This is a genomic window from Ruegeria sp. J8 (genome assembly GCF_056531925.1).
Map to the genome: position 1 here is coordinate 88,553 of NZ_JBQFMR010000007.1, position 20,985 is coordinate 109,537.

17 protein-coding genes are annotated in these 20,985 nt (G+C 60.7%); 11 read left to right on the forward strand and 6 right to left on the reverse strand.

Translation table 11 applies throughout. The features are described 5' to 3' along the window. Nucleotides 1-13 precede the first annotated feature (13 nt). Complete coding sequence (gene fdhF / locus ACR0L1_RS15455) at nucleotides 14-2,797, forward strand: formate dehydrogenase subunit alpha (protein ID WP_480859715.1); 2,784 nt, start codon at nucleotides 14-16, stop codon at nucleotides 2,795-2,797. Between the two features lie 94 nt (nucleotides 2,798-2,891). After that, a complete protein-coding gene (locus ACR0L1_RS15460) occupies nucleotides 2,892-3,401 on the forward strand; it encodes a thioesterase family protein (RefSeq protein ID WP_480859717.1) in 510 nt (169 codons plus the stop codon). Here ACR0L1_RS15460 and ACR0L1_RS15465 read toward each other — a convergent pair. The 4 genes from ACR0L1_RS15465 to ACR0L1_RS15480 form a co-directional block, all read right to left on the reverse strand. After that, nucleotides 3,395-7,468 carry a translocation/assembly module TamB domain-containing protein gene (locus ACR0L1_RS15465; protein WP_480859718.1) on the reverse strand — a complete coding sequence of 1,358 codons (4,074 nt, stop codon included), beginning with the start codon at nucleotides 7,466-7,468 and terminating at the stop codon, nucleotides 3,395-3,397. The two genes, ACR0L1_RS15460 and ACR0L1_RS15465, sit on opposite strands and share 7 nt — an antisense overlap. Then, the gene (locus ACR0L1_RS15470) at nucleotides 7,465-9,267 is read right to left on the reverse strand and encodes an autotransporter assembly complex protein TamA (RefSeq protein WP_480859720.1); all 1,803 of its coding nucleotides are present in this window, start codon (nucleotides 9,265-9,267) and stop codon (nucleotides 7,465-7,467) included. Before ACR0L1_RS15470 ends, ACR0L1_RS15465 begins: the two co-directional genes overlap by 4 nt. 325 nt (nucleotides 9,268-9,592) lie before the next feature. After that, nucleotides 9,593-10,579: a type I glyceraldehyde-3-phosphate dehydrogenase gene (locus tag ACR0L1_RS15475; RefSeq protein WP_170769936.1), complete on the reverse strand. Its 987-nt coding sequence runs from the start codon at nucleotides 10,577-10,579 to the stop codon at nucleotides 9,593-9,595. A gap of 54 nt (nucleotides 10,580-10,633) precedes the next feature. Next, complete coding sequence (locus ACR0L1_RS15480; protein WP_170769937.1) at nucleotides 10,634-10,957, reverse strand: hypothetical protein; 324 nt, start codon at nucleotides 10,955-10,957, stop codon at nucleotides 10,634-10,636. Nucleotides 10,958-11,351: 394 nt separating this feature from the next. On the opposite strand from ACR0L1_RS15480, the gene ACR0L1_RS15485 reads away from it, so the two are divergent. Next, nucleotides 11,352-11,708, forward strand: a complete 357-nt coding sequence (locus ACR0L1_RS15485) for a hypothetical protein (protein ID WP_237217229.1) — start codon at nucleotides 11,352-11,354, stop codon at nucleotides 11,706-11,708. Nucleotides 11,709-11,715: 7 nt separating this feature from the next. On the opposite strand, the gene ACR0L1_RS15490 is transcribed toward ACR0L1_RS15485, so the two are convergent. Next, nucleotides 11,716-12,651, reverse strand: coding sequence for a 2-hydroxyacid dehydrogenase (locus ACR0L1_RS15490; RefSeq protein WP_480859723.1), 936 nt, complete (start codon nucleotides 12,649-12,651; stop codon nucleotides 11,716-11,718). Between the two features lie 124 nt (nucleotides 12,652-12,775). On the opposite strand from ACR0L1_RS15490, the gene ACR0L1_RS15495 reads away from it, so the two are divergent. The 4 genes from ACR0L1_RS15495 (at nucleotide 12,776) to ACR0L1_RS15510 (ending at nucleotide 16,451) form a co-directional block, all read left to right on the forward strand. Then, nucleotides 12,776-14,011, forward strand: a complete 1,236-nt coding sequence (locus ACR0L1_RS15495; RefSeq protein ID WP_480859725.1) for an acyl-CoA dehydrogenase family protein — start codon at nucleotides 12,776-12,778, stop codon at nucleotides 14,009-14,011. Further along, entirely contained in the window at nucleotides 14,008-14,826 is an 819-nt protein-coding gene (locus ACR0L1_RS15500; protein ID WP_480859727.1) for a thioesterase family protein, read from the forward strand. The genes ACR0L1_RS15495 and ACR0L1_RS15500 overlap by 4 nt, the downstream gene beginning before the upstream one ends. 72 nt (nucleotides 14,827-14,898) lie before the next feature. Beyond that, nucleotides 14,899-15,546, forward strand: coding sequence for a DUF1007 family protein (locus tag ACR0L1_RS15505; RefSeq protein WP_480859729.1), 648 nt, complete (start codon nucleotides 14,899-14,901; stop codon nucleotides 15,544-15,546). Then, nucleotides 15,531-16,451, forward strand: coding sequence for a nickel/cobalt transporter (locus tag ACR0L1_RS15510; protein WP_170790369.1), 921 nt, complete (start codon nucleotides 15,531-15,533; stop codon nucleotides 16,449-16,451). Before ACR0L1_RS15505 ends, ACR0L1_RS15510 begins: the two co-directional genes overlap by 16 nt. Here ACR0L1_RS15510 and truA read toward each other — a convergent pair. Next, on the reverse strand, nucleotides 16,448-17,215 hold the full coding sequence (gene truA, locus ACR0L1_RS15515) for a tRNA pseudouridine(38-40) synthase TruA (protein WP_480859731.1): 768 nt from the start codon (nucleotides 17,213-17,215) through the stop codon (nucleotides 16,448-16,450). The two genes, ACR0L1_RS15510 and truA, sit on opposite strands and share 4 nt — an antisense overlap. 107 nt (nucleotides 17,216-17,322) lie before the next feature. On the opposite strand from truA, the gene ACR0L1_RS15520 reads away from it, so the two are divergent. From ACR0L1_RS15520 to ACR0L1_RS15535, 4 genes are read left to right on the forward strand one after another with little or no spacing between them, the layout of a single operon-like run. Next, nucleotides 17,323-18,735 carry a YcjX family GTP-binding protein gene (locus ACR0L1_RS15520; protein WP_480859733.1) on the forward strand — a complete coding sequence of 471 codons (1,413 nt, stop codon included), beginning with the start codon at nucleotides 17,323-17,325 and terminating at the stop codon, nucleotides 18,733-18,735. Continuing rightward, entirely contained in the window at nucleotides 18,732-19,187 is a 456-nt protein-coding gene (locus tag ACR0L1_RS15525; RefSeq protein WP_480859735.1) for an N-acetyltransferase family protein, read from the forward strand. The genes ACR0L1_RS15520 and ACR0L1_RS15525 overlap by 4 nt, the downstream gene beginning before the upstream one ends. Beyond that, complete coding sequence (locus tag ACR0L1_RS15530) at nucleotides 19,180-20,169, forward strand: YcjF family protein (protein ID WP_480859737.1); 990 nt, start codon at nucleotides 19,180-19,182, stop codon at nucleotides 20,167-20,169. The genes ACR0L1_RS15525 and ACR0L1_RS15530 overlap by 8 nt, the downstream gene beginning before the upstream one ends. Before the next feature lie 54 nt (nucleotides 20,170-20,223). Next, nucleotides 20,224-20,934, forward strand: coding sequence for a VIT1/CCC1 transporter family protein (locus ACR0L1_RS15535; protein ID WP_170790373.1), 711 nt, complete (start codon nucleotides 20,224-20,226; stop codon nucleotides 20,932-20,934). Nucleotides 20,935-20,985: the final 51 nt, after the last annotated feature.

The window sequence follows — 20,985 nt, forward strand, 5'->3', positions numbered from 1 at the left end:
GGGAGACAGTGCCATGCTAGACGCAAGCCCAAACAAGACCGTCACCTTCAACCTGAACGGCGAAGATGTCACCGTGCCCGAAGGCTGGACCATCTGGGAAGCCGCCAAGGGCCAAGGGTTCACCATTCCGCACCTGTGCCACAAGCCGCAGCCCGGCTATCGCCCGGACGGCAACTGCCGCGCCTGTATGGTCGAGGTGGAAGGCGAGCGCACTCTGGTCGCCTCGTGTATCCGTCCTGCGGCGGACGGTATGGTCGTCAAGACCGACAGTGACCGCGCCGAGAAATCACGCGCGATGGTCATGGAACTGCTGGTCGCAGATCAGCCGGAAGAGGCGCATGACACCTCCAGCCACTTCTGGGATATGGCCAAGCTGAACGATGTATCGGGCAGCCGTTTCCCTGCGAAAGAGGCCGAGAAAATCCCGCTGCTGGATGACAGCCACGTTGCGATGCGCGTCAATCTGGACGCCTGCATCAACTGCAATCTCTGCGTCCGTGCCTGCCGCGAGGTTCAGGTGAATGACGTGATCGGCATGGCCGGTCGTGGCCATACTGCGCAGGTGGTGTTCGACCAGAACGACCCGATGGGCGATTCGACCTGTGTAGCCTGTGGTGAATGCGTTCAGGCTTGCCCCACCGGCGCGCTGATGCCTGCCACCGTTCTGGACGATCAGCAGAAGGGCGACAGCAAGGATTATGACAGCGAAACCGAAAGCGTCTGCCCGTTCTGTGGTGTGGGCTGTAAGGTCTCGCTGAAGGTTAAGGACGGCAAGGTCAAATACGTCGAGGGCATCAATGGCCCCGCCAACGAAGGCCGTCTGTGTGTCAAAGGCCGTTTTGGCTTTGATTACATCCACCACCCGCACCGTTTGACCAAGCCGCTGATCCGGCGCGAGGACGCGCCTGCCAAGGGGCTGAATGTCGATCCCGCGAACCTGTCGACCCATTTCCGCGAAGCGACATGGGAAGAGGCGATGGATCTGGCCGCCTCCAAACTGGTGGCCCTGCGCGACCAAGACCCGCGCAGCGTGGCCGGTTTCGGCTCGGCCAAATGCACCAACGAAGAAGCCTATCTATTCCAGAAGTTCATCCGTCAGGGGTTCAAGCATAACAATGTCGACCACTGCACCCGTCTGTGCCACGCGTCGTCCGTTGCGGCGTTGATCGAAAACGTCGGATCAGGCGCTGTGACGGCTGCGTTCAACGACATCAAGGACGCGGACGTGGCGATCATTATCGGGTCGAACCCGATTGAAAACCATCCCGTCGCGGCAACGTATTTCAAACAATTCGCCAAACGCGGCGGCAAGCTGATCGTAATGGATCCGCGCGGCGTCGGCATGCGCAAGTTTGCGGATGAAATGCTGCAATTCCGCCCCGGGGCAGATGTCTCGATGCTCAACGCGATCATGAACGTGATCGTCGAGGAAGAGCTTTACGACAGCCAGTATATCCACCGCTGGACCGAGAACTGGGAAGCCGAGAAAGAGCATCTGCGCCAGTTTACGCCCGAAGCAATGGCCCCGATCTGCGGTATCGAAGCCGATCAGCTGCGCCGCGTCGCGCGCACTTTTGCGCAGGCCAAGGCCGGTCTGATTTTCTGGGGGATGGGCGTCAGTCAGCACATCCACGGCACGGATAATTCGCGCTGCCTGATCTCGCTGGCCCTGATGACCGGCAACGTTGGTAAACCGGGCGCGGGTCTGCACCCGCTGCGCGGTCAGAACAACGTGCAAGGGGCGTCCGACGCGGGGCTGATCCCGATGTTCCTGCCCGACTATCAGACCGTGACCGACGATGGCATTCGCGCCAAGTTCAACGAGGTCTGGAATTCGGATGACTTCTCGAACGAGAAGGGCCTGACCGTGACCGAGATCATCGACCAGATCTATGCGGGCAACATCAAGGGCATGTATATTCTGGGTGAAAACCCGGCCATGTCCGACCCGGATGTGAACCACGCCCGTGCGGCGTTGGCCAAGCTGGACCTGATGATCGTGCAGGATATTTTCCTGACCGAGACGGCGAACTATGCCGACATCATCCTGCCTGCCTCGGCGCTGTATGAAAAGAACGGCACCGTGTCGAACACCAACCGTCAGGTGCAGCGGGTGCGCCCCGCCGTGCCGCCTCCGGGTAAGGCGCGCGAGGACTGGGCGATCACGGTTGAGCTGGCGCAGCGCATCGGGTTGAACTGGGACTACACGGACGTGTCTCAGGTGTTTGATGAGATGAAGCTGACAATGGCATCGCTCGATAACATCACTTGGGATCGACTGAAGTCCGAGACGATCACCTATCCGTCTCTGTCCGAAACCGATCCTGGTCAGTCCATCGTGTTTGGTGATGGCTTCCCGCGAACGGACGGTAAGGCCAAGTTCACCCCGGCAAGCGTTATCCCGCCGGATGAAGCCCCGGATGACGAATACCCGATGATTGCCACTACGGGCCGTCAGCTGGAACACTGGCACACCGGGTCGATGACGCGCCGCTCGAACGTTCTGGACGCGGTTGAGCCCGAGGCGAACTGTTCGATGAACCCCCGAACGCTTAAGTTGATGGGGATCGAGCCGGGCGAGACAATCCGACTGACGACCCGTCGCGGCAGCATCGACATCATGGTGCGCGCCGACCGTGCGATTGCCGAGGATATGGTGTTCATCCCCTTCGCCTACGTCGAGGCGGCGGCCAACATCCTGACCAACTCGGCTATCGACCCATATGGCAAAATCCCCGAGTTCAAGTTCTCGGCCATCAGGGTAGAAAAGATCGAAGACGCTATCGCGGCGGAATAACCGAACAAAGGCGGCCCTTATGGCCGCCTTTAACTTTTCTTGACAGCAGGGTTCGTGCGTCCAAACATGCCGCCCTGTTGCGAGGATGATGCAGATGACAGAACCGTTAAGCGGGCATGACGGCCCCTATGATGCGCCGGTGGAGATTCGGGGCTTTGAAGTGCTGCCCGAATGGATCGACTATAACGGCCATATGAATGTGGGCTACTACGGCGTTGCGTTCGACATGGCGCTCGAGCGGTTGATGGTGGATCATCTGGGCTTGGGTGAGGTGCAGGTCGACGCGCTGGGGCAGGGACCCTATGTGCTGCAATCGCAGATGTCCTTCCTGCAAGAGGTGCTCGAGGGGCAGCCTTTGACATTTCGTATCCGCATGTTGGATGCCGATCACAAACGCGGGCATTATTTTGCCGAAATGCTGTCAGACGCGGGAGAGGTTTGCGCCACGCAAGAGGCGTTGTTCATGAATGTCAGCCACACCACCGGTCGGTCTGAGGCGTATCCAGAGTGGGCCGCCGCCCGGTTGGCCCAAATGGTGCGCGACCACGCGGGGCTTACGCCTGCGCCGCAGGTCGGTCAGCCGATTGGTATCCGCCGTCAGTAGTCGCGTTGAAAGAACATGCCGATCCCTGTCTCACCCTGTCCGTCGACAGTGCCGCGCACGGTGAAGTTATCCGTCACGTCCAGGTTCAGGTTCACCTCGGTGTCACCTTCGGTGTTCACGGTGAAATCGGTATAGAGGTTGTCGCTCAGATACGCGCCTGCGCCCAGGCGTCCAGCGCCGCCCTCGGTGGCGCCGATATCAACTGTATCAACTCCGGTGCTGTCGCGCAGGCCTTTGGTCGCGTCCCCGCCCGCCCCGCTGAGCTGCGCCAATGACGCGGCCATCTGGGCGATGACAAAGGGCGACAATTCCGAGAACCGGTTGCCGAACAGCAGGATCGCCAACGCCTCTTCTGCAGGGCGCTCGGGGTCTGAGAATACATTGACCTCGGGCGCATCCAGCGGGCCTGCGATCTCGATTGTCGCGGTGCCCTCTGATGTGCTGGTCGAGGATGCGAACTCGATATAGGGCGTCAGGTCGCCTTGCAGGGTTACGACCCCCTTGGTCAGGGCCAGACGGCGGCCAAGGATGTCCAAGTTACCTCGGATCAGCTCGATCTGACCGGATGGGACCACGGAACTGGTTGTCCCGCCAATGAACAAACGCCCACCCAGCTCTGCATTTACGCCGCGACCGCGCACGAACACCGCCTTCGGAGCCAGCAGTGAAACATCAAGCGCGATGCGCGAGTCGCTTTGGGTGGCCTCCTCGTCCACGATCAAACCAGCGCGTTCCCGCGTCAGGTAGCTGGCCGGGCTTTCCCCGACATGTTCGATATTCGGGATCGGCGCGGCACCTACGGCGCCGGACGCCGCAGCAAGATTGATATTGGTTTCGCCGAAATTGATCTGGCCTGAAACGGCACTGTTGGCAGCCAGAGCGCCGGTCAGCGCGATCTGACCGTTCAGCGATGTTTCGAATAAGAGCTGATCTGTCAGCACCAGATTGTTCAGCGTCGTCGTCACATTGGCGTTGAAGGGCGGGGTCAGGTCAATCGGTCCGGACACGTTGAAACTGCCACCCGAGCGCGGGCCGCCGGTTATCGCAATGGTTGCCCGGCTTTGCGCTAATGTTACCGTTCCGTCGATCCCGGTGAAGGTCTGTCCTGCGGTTGGCAGCGCCAGCGAGGTGCCGTTGGTGGTGATTGTCCCGCTCAGCGCATCCAGCGCGGGCTTGCCCTTGAGCGCCACGTCAAACTGGGCCGTGCCGTCGATCTTGTTGGGCGAGATGAACAGGTTCGCGATGCCGATATTGACACCGCCCACGGCCTTCAAATCGGCTTCGCCCGAGGTTTCATCGAACGTACCCGACAAAGTGCTGTTAATTTGTGCCGGACCTTCGGTGTTGGAATCGATGGTCCAGACCCCGTTCTGCCGCTTTGCCGTGCCGCTTGTGGCGACTGAGCCAGGGAACTCTGGCAGGAACCGCTCGATCCGGTTGAACTTGGCGTCAAAGTCAAAATCCGCCGAACCGTCCGCGTCTACCGACCCGATCAATGACGCGTAGGAGCTGTCGGGACCACTCAGGGTTGTCGTGCCCTCGACGCCATCCGCGGTGGGTGCGACATTGCCGGTCAATGTTAGCGGCCCTGACAGGATGTCCGTGATCCGCGCTAGGTCATCCAGCTGAACCGAATAATTCAGCCCGCCCGACTGACGCGCCACCTTGCCCGACGCATCGGCCGAGATTGCGGTGCCCTTCAGGCGAAAGTTTCTGACATCCAAGCCTTCGTCGCTGTTTTGGGCGTCCACAGACAGGGTCGTGCGGCCCTGAATTAGGCGGTCCACAAGGTCCATTCCAATCTGTATATTGTCGGCATCCACATCACCTTGCACATCAAAAGCGCGGCTCGATAGGTCGCCGCTGCCCGTCAAATTGGCGTTGACCACACCGGTCAGTTCCCGATCCGCAATGCCCGAGAAAAGCGACAGGTCGGGCACGACCAACTGCACCGTCCCTTCACCCGAAGGCGCGTCCGTTGGGTTGTTGACCGTCGCCTGTACCTGCGCACGCAGCGCTGTGCCGTTCACGGTTGCTTTGCGAATTTCAATCTTGTCGAGCGAACGCGCGCCATCCCACAGAATCGTGGTTTGCCCGGTCAGCAATGGATCGTAATCGGCCAAGCCGGTCTGTAGATCGCGCGCGACGATGTTGAGCGTACCGTCGAATTCTTGTGTTTGCGCGGTGCCCTGGCCCGCGAACTCGGCCCGGACAGAGCCGCCCAGATCATGTTGGGCCAACCTGGAAAAGACCGACAGATCCGGGGCGTTGACTTTTGCCTGCCCGTCAATTGTCAGGTTTCCATCTGGTGTCGTGACGTTGCCACTGGCCTCGACCTGCGCGGCGGAACTGTCCAGAGCGAAGGTACGCACTGTGATGCCGTCCGCCCCCCGCTGACCGTCCAGCGTGACGGTGGTGTTGCCGGTGATAATCGGGTCGATATCCTCGCGCCCAGTCGACAGGTCGGCCCCCTCAACGGTCAGTTTGCCGTCAAAGCTGCCATCAAGCGGGGATCCTTTGCCCTCGACCCGCGCCGTGATCTGACCGCCCAGTTCCATCTGCGCCAGATCGGAAAAGCGCGACAGGTCGGTTGCGTTCAACTCGGCCGAGCCATCGATGCTGAGTCCGCTGTTCAGGCCGTTGACCAGCGCATCCAGCGCCAGATCATAGTCCGAGCCGATCAGCTCGAACCCGGACAGGTTCAAGGACTGATCGCTGCCATAGTCGAACTGTCCGTCCAATATGATCCGCTGCCCCAAAGCGGCGTTCAGGGCGGGATCGTTCAGGTCAATGCCGGAAACACTGGCCTGAAGATCGCCGCTGACCGCAAAGCCCTCGTCCTGATCCAGAACGCCCTGAGCGGTAATGCGCGCGTTTTGCAGATTGGCTTGCGGTGCGTTCAGCCCGTTGGCCGTCAGGCTGAGATCCCACAGATTGCCGTTTTTCCGGTCAAACAGCGCCGAAATCTGTGCCGCTTTGATCGACGTATCCCCACCTGCGACGGGTAGGGTCACGGATTGCCCGTCGGGCGGGGTGATCCGCCCTTGCAGGGCCGCCAGTTGCAAAGCGCTGCCTTCGCCCAGTTGCAATTCCCCTTTCAGGCTCAGAGCCTGCGTCGTCAGTTCAAGGTCCGAGACCTCCAGAGCGCCGTCGGGTTTGGTCTGCCCGTCGACGAACAGGCGGGTCTCGGGGCCAAAGAACGGGTCAATCTCGGCGGTCAGAAACGAGGTCAGGTCGCCGCTGAGGTTGGTGGTGAAGGCGATACCCTGATCGGCCTCAGCCGCGCGCAGGCGCACTTGGCCCGAAACGCGCTGCTTGTTATCGCTGCTCAGCCCGATATCGGCAGTAAAATCCGTCAGCGGGCCTGATCCCTTGGCCGTCAACCCAATCGGCGGGCTGTCAGGGATTTTCAGCGCGGTCGATATGAGCCCGCCCGACGCCTCGATCACCTGCAAATCCAGTGTGATCTGGCTCGAGTCGTTCTGGAATCCAGCGGTCAGCTTGATCTCATCCCCAGCGCGATCCAGCCGGGTGATGTCCAGATTGGTGTCCATCGTTCCGTCGGCCAGAGACAGATTTCCAGTGACAGACAGATCGGCCGCCACACCGATTAGAGGCTCGCCCAAGGCCAGCTCATCCACCCGAATCTCGCCGATCTCAATGGAAACCGGCAATTCAGGAAGTTGAAAGGGCTGTGTCTCAGCCGAAGCGGCGGGCTCTTCCGTTGTCGTCGCCCCCGGCGCGCGGGCGATGTCGATTTCCTGCGCCGTCAGCGCATTGACCGAGAACCGTCCCCGGATCAGGGCCAGTCGGTTCCAATCAAGCTGGGCGTCCTTGATGGTCAGCCAGACACCTTCATCATCGGCGACAGTGATTTCCTCGATCGTGGCACGGGCGCTGAGCGCGCCTTGCAGGCCCTTGACCGTTACGTTCTGATTGTCGCCCGACAATGTGTCCTGCAAGAAGGTCTCGAGCATACTGCCGCCGCCGTCTTCCTGCGCGAATACCGGCGGTGCGATTGCGATCAGAGTGGCACTGACAATCGTATATGAAGTGTGTCGTATCAAAATGCCTGTCCGATCCCGATATAAAATTGCAGACCATTGCCCGTGTCACCCTGAACCGGCACAGCCAGATCAAGCCGCAACGGGCCAAAGCCGCCCAAATCGTACCTGACCCCCAGACCAGCCCCCGAATGGGAATTCGCCGTGCTGGTCACAAAAGCCGTCGTATCGACCGCCCCGTAGTCATAAAACCCAACCAACGAGATAGTATCAGTGATTTTACCACGAACTTCGCCCGAAAGCCCCAAAAACGACTTGCCGCCTGCGACCTCATCTCCGACGGGGATACCAAGGCTTTCAAAGGGCTGCCCGCGAACAGTGCCTGCACCGCCAGAATAGAACAGGAAGTCCGGGGTCACACCGTCCAGCGAGGGGCCGATGACTGAGCCGATTTGCACCCGACCCGCCAGAACGATGCGCCCGTCGGTTCCAAGGCTGGTATAGCTGCGCGCATCCGCGAAGAAGCGGGCACCTGTTTCCGTGCCTGACAGTCCAACAAATGGCATAGCCTGCGCATCCAGATAGAACCCGCGCGAGGCGCTGACCTTGCTGTCGCGTTCATCCCACTCGGCGCGGAACGGAAGGATGAAATACCTGAATTTGCGTCCGTCGCCGAAGGCATCGTCCGCGTTTGACAACTGAAACCCTGCCGAAGCCTCGGCATAAAGCCGGTCCGAGAAGGTCCGGCGCGCACCATATGCCAGCGAGGTGATTGACACACTGTAGTTGTCCGTATTGCGGCGGTCGATCAGGGCATTCCAGAAGGTGCTGTCATCGGGGCCAAGCCGGTCTGGCTGGTCCAGTCGCAAGCCGATCCGGCCATCCAAGTCCTCGGACCCGCCGATGTTGCGCAATGCAGCTTCAAAACGCAGACGCTCGGCGCGTTTGAACACGTTGCGGTGTGTCCAGGTGGCGGTCAGGTCGATCCCATCGCGCGAGGCTATTTCGAAACCCAGCGTCAGGCGGCGCTTGGGCAGGTCTTCGAAATAGACGTCGAAATCCAACGTGCCGTCGGCGTTCGGGGTTTCACGCTCTTCGATGGCGACCACATTGAAAGTTCCGGTCCTGCGCAATCGGGTGCCGACCTTCTGGATTTCTTCGGGTGAATAGACCTGACCCGAGGGGAAACCCGCGATCTTTTCGATCGAAGAGTGTTTGACGTCAGAATCACCCAGAATGAACATTTCGCCAAATCTCAGGCGCGGACCGGGATCGACGTCGATCTCTGCGTCCAGCCGGGCCTGTGGGTGGCGAGCGATCACCTTTTGTCCGGCGACACCGGCCTTGGCATGACCTACGTTGCGCCAGCCCTGAACACCGGCCGAGGCCGCGCGCTGGATGGCCCCAGTTGAGGCGGGTTTGCCAATCGCAAAATCCTCGGGCAAGACGGTTTCCGGCGCAATCGGTCGCAAGGTCGCCTCGCCAAAACGGTAGGAAGGGCCCGTTGCCACGGTAATCACCGCGCGGTCGATCTTGGCCGGGACGCTGAGCGAGCTGAGCTCTGCTGCTTCCTGACCATCTAGCTTGATGCTGACTTCCGGGCTGAAATATCCCTCATCATACATGATCTGGACGATAGTCCGATAATCCGACAGTGCGGCGGACAGGATTTCCAGCGGAGTATCCAACCCGCGGGATTCTGCGGTGGTAACCGAAGATGTCTCCTCGATCCGGTCCACCAACTCTTGCGGAGCGCCTGGCGCGACCAGCGAGGTTTCCAGAGCGGACAGTCCGGTCGGCAATGCGGCAGCCACGATGCCCAGTACCAAGTTTTTAGAAAAGCGCAGCCTGCTTCCCTGCATCTGTTGGCTCCAACTGCCCAAAATCGAACGCAATATTGCTGCCTTATGAAGGGTGACAGCTCTTTCTGAACAGTTAGATCATCAGTCGCTGCGTTGGGAAAGAAATTATCGAATATGTACTGGGAATTGCAGCCAGGTGTGGTGGCCAAGACCCTACGCATTGGTGCAGGAGGATCGTATTGAATGGTAGTGGCGCGTTAAATTGGTGATATTGGGCCGCATCGCGGCAGGTCGCGCAAAAGCGCCATATGAATTCAATGCGCGGGTGCTCGTCAGCGTCACGTTGGTCTGCGACCCGGAGGGTGCTGTAGCTGGTCCGCGATTTTTAGCTTGCAGCCATTAGCTGCGCGACATCCAGCATCCGGGCGGAAAAGCCCCATTCATTGTCGTACCAGCCGAATACGCGGATCTGGTGTTCTCCGATTTGACGCGTTTCGGGGCCAGCGATCACCAGAGACTCGGGGCGCGTGCGCAAATCCGATGAGACCAGAGGTTCATCCGTCCAGCCCAGAACCGGCGATTGTGTCACGACCTCTCGCAGCGCTGTTTCGAAAATTTCGGCCGGCATACCGCGTTCCAGCGTCACGATCAGATCGACTGCTGACACGCTGGCCGTGGGAACCCGTACCGCCGCGCCCGAGATACGGCCCGCAAGATGGGGCAAAACCTCGTCGATCAGATGCATGGCGCTGGTGGTTGTCGGAACCATCGACAGCGCCCCCGCCCGCGACCGGGTCAGATCACCGCGGGGCGCGTCCACCATGGGCTGGCTGTTGGTATAACAGTGAATGGTGGTCATGTGCCCGGAAACGACGCCGCCGATCCCGTCCAGCACCTTGACCAGAGGCGCCAAACCGTTGGTCGTGCACGAGGCATTCGAAACGATGCGCGCAGACCCAAGCTGATCTTCGTTTGCTCCAAGAACAATCGTAACTTCGGTCGCAGGTGATGGGCCCGAGATCAAGACCTTGCCTGCACCTGCCACCAACCCTTGACCAGCCACATCCGAAGTTCGGGCAACGCCTGTGCAATCCATCAGCACATCCACGCCTGTCAGATCAACGCGTGACAGGTCGGGGCTGTGCGTCACGGGAATCCTGCGCCCGTCCACGACCAAATGGGCGTCGTCCTGATCTACCTGTCCCGCATAGGGGCCAAAGGTGCTGTCATATTTGAACAGATAGGCACAGGTCTCCAGCGGTGCGATATCGTTGATCAGCACCAGGTCGATACCATTGTCCTGCGGCATGGCCAGCAGCTGCCGCAGGATCGTGCGGCCAATGCGGCCGAATCCGTTGATCGCAAGTTTCATGCGCAAGCTATGGCAGCGCGTTGCGTTGACCTCAATGCCCGTTTTGTGCCGGGTTCAGTTACAGCTAACTTGGGAAAAGAACTGGCCCGAGATGTTCTGATACATGCTGGATACGATGGGTTTGCACCCGGTGGCCTGCTGGATCGCCGCAATGGCCTGTAGCGTGCGCAGTCGCGGCGGCGGGCCAAATGGATTGAGGTTATTGTTGTCCCGCGTCGCACGATATACGATCGGACCATCCGAGACTTGCGTGATCGCCCAGGTACGGCTGAAGACCGAGACGGACTTGGTCTCTTCCTTGGCGACAACAGGGGTTGCGTTAAAAGCCGTCAAGCCGATGACAGCGGCCAGCGCCAACAGGGATCCACGCAGTACCATTGAACAATCTCCAGTGCTAAAAAACTACGCGTATTTCATCAGATTCAACTCATCCTGTGAAGCCCTGCGCCAAAGAAACCGCTCGGAAACACACTGTTTTTACAGGGTTATGGGCATGCGACGCTACTTGTCCCAGAAGGTCGGGTATCAAAAACGTCCTGAAAAGCTGGAATGTGCGGCTTGCGGGCAGGGAATGTGAGGGTGATGAGCGCGCAAATCTGGACCAGAGCCAAGCAGCGGCTTTGGAATTTGGGTCGTACCTATTGCGAAGGGTTCCGATGCCTTGGGGCGGGGACGGCTGTGTTTGACTGATGGGCGCGGCGGGGGCTTGGACGCATGGTCAGAGCCTGTATAGTGTTGATTGCAAATTCATTTCGAAAAAGAAGAGGCAGCTATGATGGCCCGGATTATTTCAGCTACGGTTTTGGCGGTGGCGTTGACCGCCGGCACGTTGAGCTATGCGAAACCATTGTCGCGGATCATCGCAGAAATGGGGCTGAGCCCTGACGATTTCAAAGTCGTCAATGCGACGGCAGACGCGATGCTTGAATCCGGCAGGCCGCAAGTAGGGGCAGAACAAAGCTGGAGCAATCCCGAAAGTGGGTCCAAAGGCACAATTCGGGTGCAAGGCGTGCGCGACAATTGCGTGCAACTGCAACACTTTATCCAGCCCGACGGCACCGATCAAACGCGTGAGGTGGGCACACAGCGTTGCCGCAGCGCGGACGGCAAGTGGATTTTGACCCCTTGAAACGCCATCAATAGCCGCGTGTGCGGTCTACCTCATGAAGCAGGGGCGATCCTGCGTTCAGCCGCCGGTAATTCTCGGCCACATCAGCCAATGCGTCGCCCAAATGCCAACCCGAAACATGCGGGGTGATCGTGACACCGGAATGGGACCAGAGCGGGCTGTTCGACGGAAGCGGCTCGGTGCTTGTCACGTCCAGAACCGCGTGAGCCGGGCGGCCCACATCCAGCGCGTCAATCAGGGCCGCCTCGTCGATCAAGTCCCCGCGTCCAGCATTCAACAGCTGGCTACCCGGTTTCATAGTCCCCAGCATGTCGGCATCAAACAGGCCCTTGGTTTCAGGGGTCGAGGGCAAGATCGCGCAGACATGATCACATTGCCCCAGCAGTTCGGGAAGAGCATCATCGCCGTGAAGGCAGGTTACGCCGCCAATTTCTTTGGGCGAGCGGCTCCACCCCAAAACTTGAAAGCCGATTGCGCGCAGCATCAGGGCGCTGCGTGACCCGATATGCCCCAGCCCCAGTACGCCGACCGTGGTATCGGGCGAATAGCCGGGCTCTTTTGGCAGCCATTCAGCGCGGGTCTGGGCGGCTTCGTAAAAGGGCATGTGGCGCTGGTGTCGCAGAACATAGGCCACGAACCACTCGGCAATGCCTTGCGCGGGCGCATCCGGTTTCAACCTTGCGACGCGGACGTGGTCTGGCAGATTTGGGTTGCCCACAATCGTTTCAACCCCTGCACCAAGCTTTTGCACCAGTTTAAGGTTGGGCAATTCTTTTAAGCGCGCGTCTCGCAGTCCAGCCACAGCCACCATGGTAATCTGATCCGCATCGCCGATCGTATCGGGCGTCCGCACATCCAGATCAGGGTCCACAGCTCGAATGTCACGGGCGATATCCGCATCACTCATCCAGCCGGTTAACCCGGTTTCGATCAACAGCGCCATATTTGTCTCCACCTACTAATTTGATTGAGTTGACGTTTCGTCACCCAACTGGACATCATGTCGGCAGCTAAGTCATTCTCAGGCCGAAGGTAAAGCCCGTCTGCCGGGTGCAAGGAGGAAGCCCATGAACATGTCATTCACCCTGCGCGAGGAAAACCGCGCTCTGCTGCAACGGGTGGTCGAGATGATCCGTGACGAGGTGATGCCGCTGGAGGCAGAATATCAGGGCGAAATCGCCAAGGGCGACCGCTGGCAATATACCGAAAGACAGGCCGAGATTTTGGAAGGTCTGAAAGCCAAGGCCAAGGCGGCGGGGTTGTGGAACTTCTGGCTGACGGATAGCGAGAAGGGGATTGGGCTGACCACGGTCGAATATGCCTTTTTCGCTGAAGAGATGGGCAAGACCCCGTTGGGGGCCGAGGTGTTCAACTGCTCTGCGCCTGATACCGGCAACATGGAGGTGTTCGAACGCTACGGCTCGGAAAAGATGAAAGAGCAGTGGCTGAAGCCTCTGCTGGACGGCCAGATTCGCTCGGCTTATCTGATGACGGAACCAGATGTGGCCTCGTCGGATGCCACGAATGTGTCGATGTCCTGTGTGCGGGACGGGGACGACTATGTTCTGAACGGCGAAAAGTGGTGGTCGTCAGGGGCGGGCGATCCGCGCTGCAAGGTCTATATCGTGATGGTTAAGACCGCAGGCGAGGAACAGCCAAAGCACCAGCGTCAATCGATGATCGTCGTGCCTGCCGACACGCCGGGGATCGAGGTTCTGCGCCCGATGGAAGTTTATGGCCATGACGATGCGCCCCATGGGCATATGCATATCCGGTTCACCAATGTGCGCGTTCCTGCAGAAAACATCCTGCTGGGCGAAGGGCGGGGATTCGAAATCGCGCAGGGCCGTCTGGGGCCGGGACGTATCCACCACTGCATGCGCGCCATCGGTCAGGCAGAAAGCGCGCTGGAACAGATGTGCAAAAGGTCGCTTCAGCGCGAGGCGTTTGGCAAGAAACTGGCGCAGCTTGGGGCCAATTTCGACATCATCGCCGAATGCCGGATGGAGATCGAGATGGCCCGCCTGCTGTGCCTTAAGGCCGCGTGGTACATGGATCAGGGCGATGCGCGGGCGGCGGCGCCTTGGATTAGCCAGATCAAGGTCGTGGCCCCTCGGGTCGCGTTGAAGGTGATTGACGAGGCGGTCCAGATGTTTGGTGCGCAAGGGATCAGTCAGGATACGCCGTTGGCCACGGCCTGGACCCACGTGCGCACGCTGCGTCTGGCCGATGGGCCGGATGCAGTGCACCGCCGTCAGGTCGCGCGGGCCGAGTTGAAGAAACACACGCAGGAAAAGGTGTGAGCATCGGTATGCAGGCAGAGCTCGACGGGAGCCAACCCGCCTATTTCCACATCAGCCCGGATGGCGCATTTGTGGGCAATGACGCGGCTCGGGGACCTTGGTCCGCCGATCATTGCCATGCAGGTCCCGTCAGTGGACTGATCGTGCGTGCAGCCGAAACCGAGGTCGGGCCCGAGAAGATGCTGACCCGGCTGTCAGTAGACTTGTTGCGCCCGCTACCGCTGGCCGGACTGCGTGTCGCCGCCGAGACGACCCGCCACACCAAGACACTGGCGACCACGCGGGTCACGGTGCATGATCTTGACGACACGCTCTGCGCGACGGCCACTACCATGCATTTGGTGCGCCGTGATCTTGGCCCCGTTGCGAATGTGACCATGCCCCCGCCGCAGTTGGATGACGCAGTGACCGGGCCGTTTCCGATTGGAGAGACCCGCCACAACCTGCCCGGTTTCGCCAATCACTCCGATATCCTCTACCCCAAAGGCGGCAATCAGGGCCCGGGGCCCAAAACCATCTGGATGCGGACGCCGCCGCTGTTGGCGGACGAAGTGCAATCTCCTATCCAGGCGCTCTGTCCGCTGGCCGATTGCGGCAACGGTATTTCGTGGAACGCGCCGACAACCGAGATGGGCTTCATGAACACTGACCTGACGGTTCAAATCCACCGCGAACCGGTCTCGGACTGGCTGGCGTCAGAGTCGGTCTGCCATTGGCAGCCATCGGGTATCGGCATGTCGCAGTCGGTTTTGTTCGACACCCAAGGCCCCGTGGGCACGGCCCTGCAAACACTGGTTCTGTTTCCTCGGGCCTGAAGGTGGGCCGGTTTCTGCGCGTTGGCTTGAATGTGCATTGTCGCGGCGGGTACAAGGCCCTATCTTCCGATCATGCGTTTGTTGATCTCCTTGTTGACCTGTTGCCTGCCGATCCCGGCATTGGCCCACCCTCATGTTTTCATCGACACGGGGCTGGAGTTTATCGTGGATGACGCGGGCAACCTGACCCATGTGCGCGTCACTTGGGCCTATGATGAGCTGTATTCCCTGTTCGAGCTTGAAGACAGAAAGCTGGATCAAGATGGTGATGGTCAGCTGAGCGAAAGCGAGCAGGCGTTTTTGGCCGGGTTCGACGCCCAATGGCTGGAAGGCTACAACGGTGATCTGGTTCTTTGGTCCGAGGGGCGCATCGTACCTTTGTCGGGTCCGGCAGAGCCCACGGCCTCCACCGAAAATGGCCGCATCGTCTCGACCCACCTGAGGGCGGTTGAGGGCGCACCAGTGGCGGCATCGGCGCTTTCAGCCAAAGCGTTCGACGAGACCTACTACACCGCCTACGAAGTGACACGCCCTGTGACGGTCACGGGAAATATATCGTGCAATATCGAAAAGATCGTGCCGGATATTGACGGCCAGCTTGCGCAGATGCGGGCGTTCCTTCTGACATTGGATGCCGATTATGATCTTGAGGAAAACGATATCCCGCTGGTGGGCGAAGACTTTGCGACTGAGATCCGCGTTTCATGTCCAAGTACCTGATTGTCCCTGTCGCCTTGGCTTTGGGCCTGCTGTTGTGGTTCTGGGGCAGCGGAGGGTTTGACAACCTCGCCGCTTGGGCCGCCGGGGAACAGCGGGAATTTCAGAACCAGATCGCCCGATCCCTGCGTGCTGCGCGGGCAGAACAGCCTCAGGCCGTAGCCACTCTGTTGACCGTATGTTTCGCCTATGGGTTTTTTCACGCCATCGGTCCCGGTCACGGCAAGGTACTGATCGGAGGCTATGGACTGGGCCGCAACGTCGCCTTTTGGCGTTTGTCTGCGATCAGCGTGCTGTCCAGTCTGGGCCAGGCCGTCACGGCTGTTGTGCTGGTTTATGCGGGTGTTCTGGTGTTCCAGATGTCGCGGGACAGTCTGGTTGGCACGACCGAGCAGGTCATGGCCCCGGTCAGCTACGGCGCCATCGCTGCAATCGGTCTGTGGCTGGTGTTCCGGGGCCTGCGTAGTTTCGCCCGCCGAAACCGGGCCGAGAAATCTCACGCGCATCATCACCACGATCATCATCACCATGATCATGAGGTCTGTTCCGATTGCGGCCACCGCCACGGCCCCACCGCTGAAGAAGTGGCGCAGATCGGCAATTGGAAAGAGGCGGCATTGCTAATCGCAGGCATCGCGGCGCGCCCCTGTACCGGCGCTTTGTTCGTGCTGATCCTGACGTGGCAGATGGGTATCGCCATGGTGGGTATTGCCGGTGCGTTCGCCATGGCACTGGGCACGGCGACAGTGACAACTCTGGTCGGTTGGACTTCGTTTGGCTTGCGTGGCGGGTTGTTGGCCTCAGCCTCTGCCACCCGTTTCGCGCAGGTGCTGGCCCCCACGATTGAACTGGTGGCAGGGTTGTTGATTGCCGTTATTGCTAGCGGGCTGCTGCTGCGTGCGATCTAGTTTAAGATGGGTTCGGGATAGCCGACCCGCGCCAGATACAGCCCCTGCGGCGGGCATACGGGCCCGCAGGCGGCGCGGTCTTGTGCCTCTAACGCGTCCCGCACATCTTCGGGTGACCAAGCACCGGCGCCCACCCGTTCCAGCGTGCCGACGAAACTGCGGACCTGATTGTGCAGGAAAGACCGCGCGCGGACGTGAAAGTGAATCTCGGGACCAGAGAAACCCTGCACCTGTTCAACCCGCAGCTCATCCAGCGTTTTCACCGGGCTGGCGGCCTGACAAATGGACGACCGGAAGGTGGTGAAATCATGCCGCCCGATCAGCATATCTGCCCCGGCCTGCATCGCCGCCACGTCCAGTTGGTGATTGATCTGCCAAACTTGCCCCGCGTCATGGGTCGCGGGCGCGCGGCGCATCAGGATACGGAACAGATACTGCCGCTCGACCGCTGAGAACCGGGCATGCCAATCGTCCTCGACCCGCGCGGCTTGCACAATCGCAACAGGGTCGGGCTTGAGGTGATAGTTCAGCGCCTCGGACAGGCGAAACGGGTCCCAATCCTTGACCAGATCGCAATGGGCGACCTGTCCCAGCGCGTGAACGCCCGCATCAGTACGACCAGCGGCGGCAATGGTATGCGCGCCGGGTTGAATGCGCGACAAGGCCTGCTCGATCGCCCCCTGAACCGAGGGTTGATCCTTTTGCCGCTGCCATCCGGCAAACGGTTCTCCAAGGTATTCGACTTTCAGCGCGTATCTGGGCATGTGCTGCTGGTAGCGCGCGGTGACGAGACGGGCAAGGGCAGGAAAGCGCTGGTATGTCGCGCACCGGCTACCTATCTTGGGAAAAACGATAAAAGCGGGACGACAATTTGGTCATTTCATCGCTGGCAGACAGTCTTGTGCGCGGATTTGAAACCGTGGGCGACAGCGTGTCCGAGGCATTGTTCGAACCGGTGATCCGTCTGGGTGTGACCGGCTTGGCACGGTCGGGCAAGACGGTGTTCATCACGTCGCTGGTCGCCAACCTGCTGGACAGGGGCCGGATGCCCGGCTTAGTGGCGCAGCAAGAGGGGCGGATCAACGCAGCCTATCTGCAACCCCAGCCCGACGACACGGTGCCGCGGTTCGATTATGAAAACCATTTGGCAGCCCTGACCGGCCCAAAGCCGCATTGGCCGGACAGCACGCGGGCGGTTTCTGAACTGCGCCTGTCCTTCAAGGCCCGGCCTGCCGGATTGCTGTCCGGCCTGCAGGGTCCGCGTAAGGTTCATCTGGACATCGTGGATTACCCCGGCGAATGGCTTTTGGATCTGGCTTTGCTGGACAAGTCCTATGGGTCGTGGTCGTCTGAGACGTTGGATCGTATCACCAACCGCGCCGAGGCAGCAGGCTACCTTGCGCAGGCCAAAGCCTCCGACCCAGAGGCCGAGCATGATGAGCCGCAGGCGCAGGCCCTGGCGAAGGCGTTTTCCGATTACCTCAACACCGCGCGCGATGCCGGCTACTATGATTGCACGCCTGGGCGGTTTTTGCTGCCGGGGGATTTGGCGGGCTCTCCGGTTTTGACCTTCGCGCCGCTGCCTGTCGAAGGTAGTGGTGCAAGACGCAGCCTGCACCGCGAAATGGCCCGTCGGTTCGAGGCGTATAAATCGCAAGTGGTCAAACCCTTCTTCCGTGATCACTTTTCGCGCATTGACCGGCAAGTGGTACTGGTTGATGCGCTGGGCGCGATTCACAAAGGGCCGCAGGCAGTTGAGGATATGCGCCGCGCGATGGGCGATATCCTGTCGGCGTTCCGGCCGGGGCGGAACGCGTGGCTCAGCCGGTTGCTGCTGGGAAAGCGTGTTGAACGCATCCTGTTTGCCGCCACCAAGGCGGATCATCTGCACCACCACCAACACGCCCGTCTAACCCACATCATGGAGGCGCTGACCCGCGACGCCCGCGATCGCGCCAGCTTTGCCGGGGCGGAAACGGCGGCATTGTCGCTGGCCGCGCTCCGCGCCACGACCGAAGAAATTCGCACACATGATGGGGTGGGCTTGCCCTGCGTGCGCGGCACTTTACTGGACGGGAAGCAAGCCGCTTTCTATCCCGGCGAGTTGCCCGAAGACCCCACGCATCTGTTGGGGCCTGCGCGCAACGGCGCTGAAAGCTGGCTGGGCGAAGACTATGGGTTCATGGCCTTTGCGCCCGCGCAGTTGACCCTGCGCCCCAGTGACGGCCCTCCGCATATCCGGCTGGACCGCGCGGCCCAGTTCCTGATCGGAGATCGGCTATGACGGTAATCCTGCGACCTGCCCGAAGCACCGATGCCGGAGCCACCGGAGAAATCCTGCACGGATTCGCCCGCGAACATGACTGGATGCCCGAGCTGCATTCCTGTGCGCAAACCATCGCCTTTTGCGGCCGCATGATTGATCAGGATTGGGTCACTGTTGCGGAATCCGATGATGGCGTTGTTGGATTTCTGGCCCTGAACGGGGTCGAGGTACACTCGTTGTATCTAAGTGCCCCGGCACGCGGGCAGGGGATCGGACAGCGATTGCTGGATCACGCCAAATCCGAACGCTCACACCTGTCGCTGTTTGCCTTTCAGGCCAATCGCGGCGCGCGCCGGTTCTACGAGCGCAACGGGTTTGCCGAGGTTGCCCGCAGCGATGGTTCTGACAACGACGAAAACCTGCCCGACATCAAATATGTCTGGCATCAAGAGGAACACGCAGATGGCTAAAGGTCCGGTCCTGATTGATCTGGAGGCCGAGGCCCCCGGTGCGGACGTGGCGCAGGCACCGCCGGTTCCGGATGTCGCCGCTCCGCAGGGGCAGGCGATGCAGACCGCTGCGCGGTTGGCAGCGCGAAAACCTTCGGCCTTGTCGCGTTGGTTCTGGGGGCTGGCGGCGGCCGTGATAGGGGCTGTGGTCTCGGTCGCGGCTTGGGATTTCGTGGCGTCTCTGTTGCTGCGCGCGCCGGTTCTGGGCTGGGTCGTAACGGGCCTGATCGGCGCGTTGCTGGTGGTCGGGCTGATCATCGCCCTGCGCGAGCTGGCTGCGATTGGGCGTCTGTCGCGGGTGGACGGGATGCGCCGCGCCGCCGATGCCGCGCTGGCCGAGGGTGATCTGGGGCAGGCACGGGCAGTCACGAACCGGCTGATGGCCTTCTACAAGGGGCGCGACGACACCAAATGGGGCCGCGATCGCCTATCCGAACGCATGGGCGAGCAGTTTGATGCCTCCGGCCTGCTTACCCTGACAGAAGACGAACTTCTGGCCCCGCTGGACGAAGCCGCCAGCCGCGAGGTTGAGGCCGCCGCCCGTCAGGTGGCCACGGTGACGGCGCTGGTTCCGCTGGCGCTGGCAGATGTGGTGACGGCACTGGCGGCTTCCCTGAGGATGATCCGGCGAATTGCTGAAATCTACGGTGGCCGCGCCGGGTTTCTGGGCAGCTGGCGTTTGACTCGCGCTGTGTTCGTGCATCTGGTGGCCACGGGCGCGGTGGCTGTGGGCGATGACCTGCTGGAACCGGTTCTGGGCGGCTCGGTCCTAAGCAAACTGTCCCGCCGGTTCGGCGAAGGTCTGGTCAACGGCGCGCTCAGCGCGCGCGTCGGGGTGGCCGCGATGGAGGTCTGCCGCCCGCTGCCTTTCTCGGACCGTCACAAGCCCTCGACCCGGCGGATCATCAAAGGGGCGTTGGCGGGATTGTTTTCCAAGACTTGACCTGACGCAAAGACCTCTGCCCTGCTGGTTGCCATACCAAAGGTGGAGCCAGCCATGACCGAGCACGGACACAGCCAGCAGGAAATTGCAGCCCGGATCAACGCGCCCCCCGGTCGGGGCGTGTTGCGCGATGTAGTTTACGGCGGCATCGACGGATCGGTGACGACTTTTGCGATCGTAGCTGGCGTCGCGGGGGCCGGGTTGTCGCCGTTCATCATCGTAGCCTTGGGGCTGGCCAATGTGCTGGCTGATGGGTTTTCCATGGCGGCAGGCAATTACTCGGGCACCAAAGCTGAGTTGGACAATATCCGCCGCATCCGTGCCATCGAAGAGCGCCACATCCACCTTTACCCGGATGGTGAGCGCGATGAAGTCCGGGAAATCCTGTCGCAGAAGGGCCTGTCGGGGCGCGTTCTGGATGAGGCAACCGATGCCATCACCGCCAATCACGACAACTGGATCAACCTGATGATCGAGGGTGAATATGGTCTGGGCAGTGTGGACCCGCACCCGATGAAGGCCGCGATGGCGACGTTTCTGGCCTTTCTGGTTGCGGGCATGATCCCGCTCTTGCCGTTTCTGGCCGGGGTCGAGCGCGCCTTTGCGCTCTCAGCTTGGATGACGATGGGAGTCTTTTTTGCCATCGGCGCGCTCAAAAGCCGCTGGTCGCTGGCCCCGTGGTGGCGGTCGGGTGGTGAGACCTTGTTGATTGGGGGCGCTGCGGCATCAATCGCCTATCTGGTTGGATCGCTGTTTCATCCCTGACGGCTAGAATTGTCGCAGGCGGCACAGTCCCCATGGCGGATATACCTCAGA

Coding starts and splice junctions, on each gene's coding strand:
- fdhF (WP_480859715.1), top strand. CDS start 14: ATGCTAGACGCAAGCCCAAACAAGACCGTCACCTTCAACCTGAACGGC.
- ACR0L1_RS15480 (WP_170769937.1), bottom strand. CDS start 10,957: ATGGTACTGCGTGGATCCCTGTTGGCGCTGGCCGCTGTCATCGGCTTG.
- ACR0L1_RS15530 (WP_480859737.1), top strand. CDS start 19,180: ATGGCTAAAGGTCCGGTCCTGATTGATCTGGAGGCCGAGGCCCCCGGT.
- ACR0L1_RS15525 (WP_480859735.1), top strand. CDS start 18,732: ATGACGGTAATCCTGCGACCTGCCCGAAGCACCGATGCCGGAGCCACC.
- ACR0L1_RS15490 (WP_480859723.1), bottom strand. CDS start 12,651: ATGGCGCTGTTGATCGAAACCGGGTTAACCGGCTGGATGAGTGATGCG.
- ACR0L1_RS15485 (WP_237217229.1), top strand. CDS start 11,352: ATGATGGCCCGGATTATTTCAGCTACGGTTTTGGCGGTGGCGTTGACC.
- ACR0L1_RS15535 (WP_170790373.1), top strand. CDS start 20,224: ATGACCGAGCACGGACACAGCCAGCAGGAAATTGCAGCCCGGATCAAC.
- ACR0L1_RS15475 (WP_170769936.1), bottom strand. CDS start 10,579: ATGAAACTTGCGATCAACGGATTCGGCCGCATTGGCCGCACGATCCTG.
- truA (WP_480859731.1), bottom strand. CDS start 17,215: ATGCCCAGATACGCGCTGAAAGTCGAATACCTTGGAGAACCGTTTGCC.
- ACR0L1_RS15460 (WP_480859717.1), top strand. CDS start 2,892: ATGACAGAACCGTTAAGCGGGCATGACGGCCCCTATGATGCGCCGGTG.
- ACR0L1_RS15505 (WP_480859729.1), top strand. CDS start 14,899: ATGCGTTTGTTGATCTCCTTGTTGACCTGTTGCCTGCCGATCCCGGCA.
- ACR0L1_RS15495 (WP_480859725.1), top strand. CDS start 12,776: ATGAACATGTCATTCACCCTGCGCGAGGAAAACCGCGCTCTGCTGCAA.
- ACR0L1_RS15470 (WP_480859720.1), bottom strand. CDS start 9,267: ATGCAGGGAAGCAGGCTGCGCTTTTCTAAAAACTTGGTACTGGGCATC.
- ACR0L1_RS15510 (WP_170790369.1), top strand. CDS start 15,531: ATGTCCAAGTACCTGATTGTCCCTGTCGCCTTGGCTTTGGGCCTGCTG.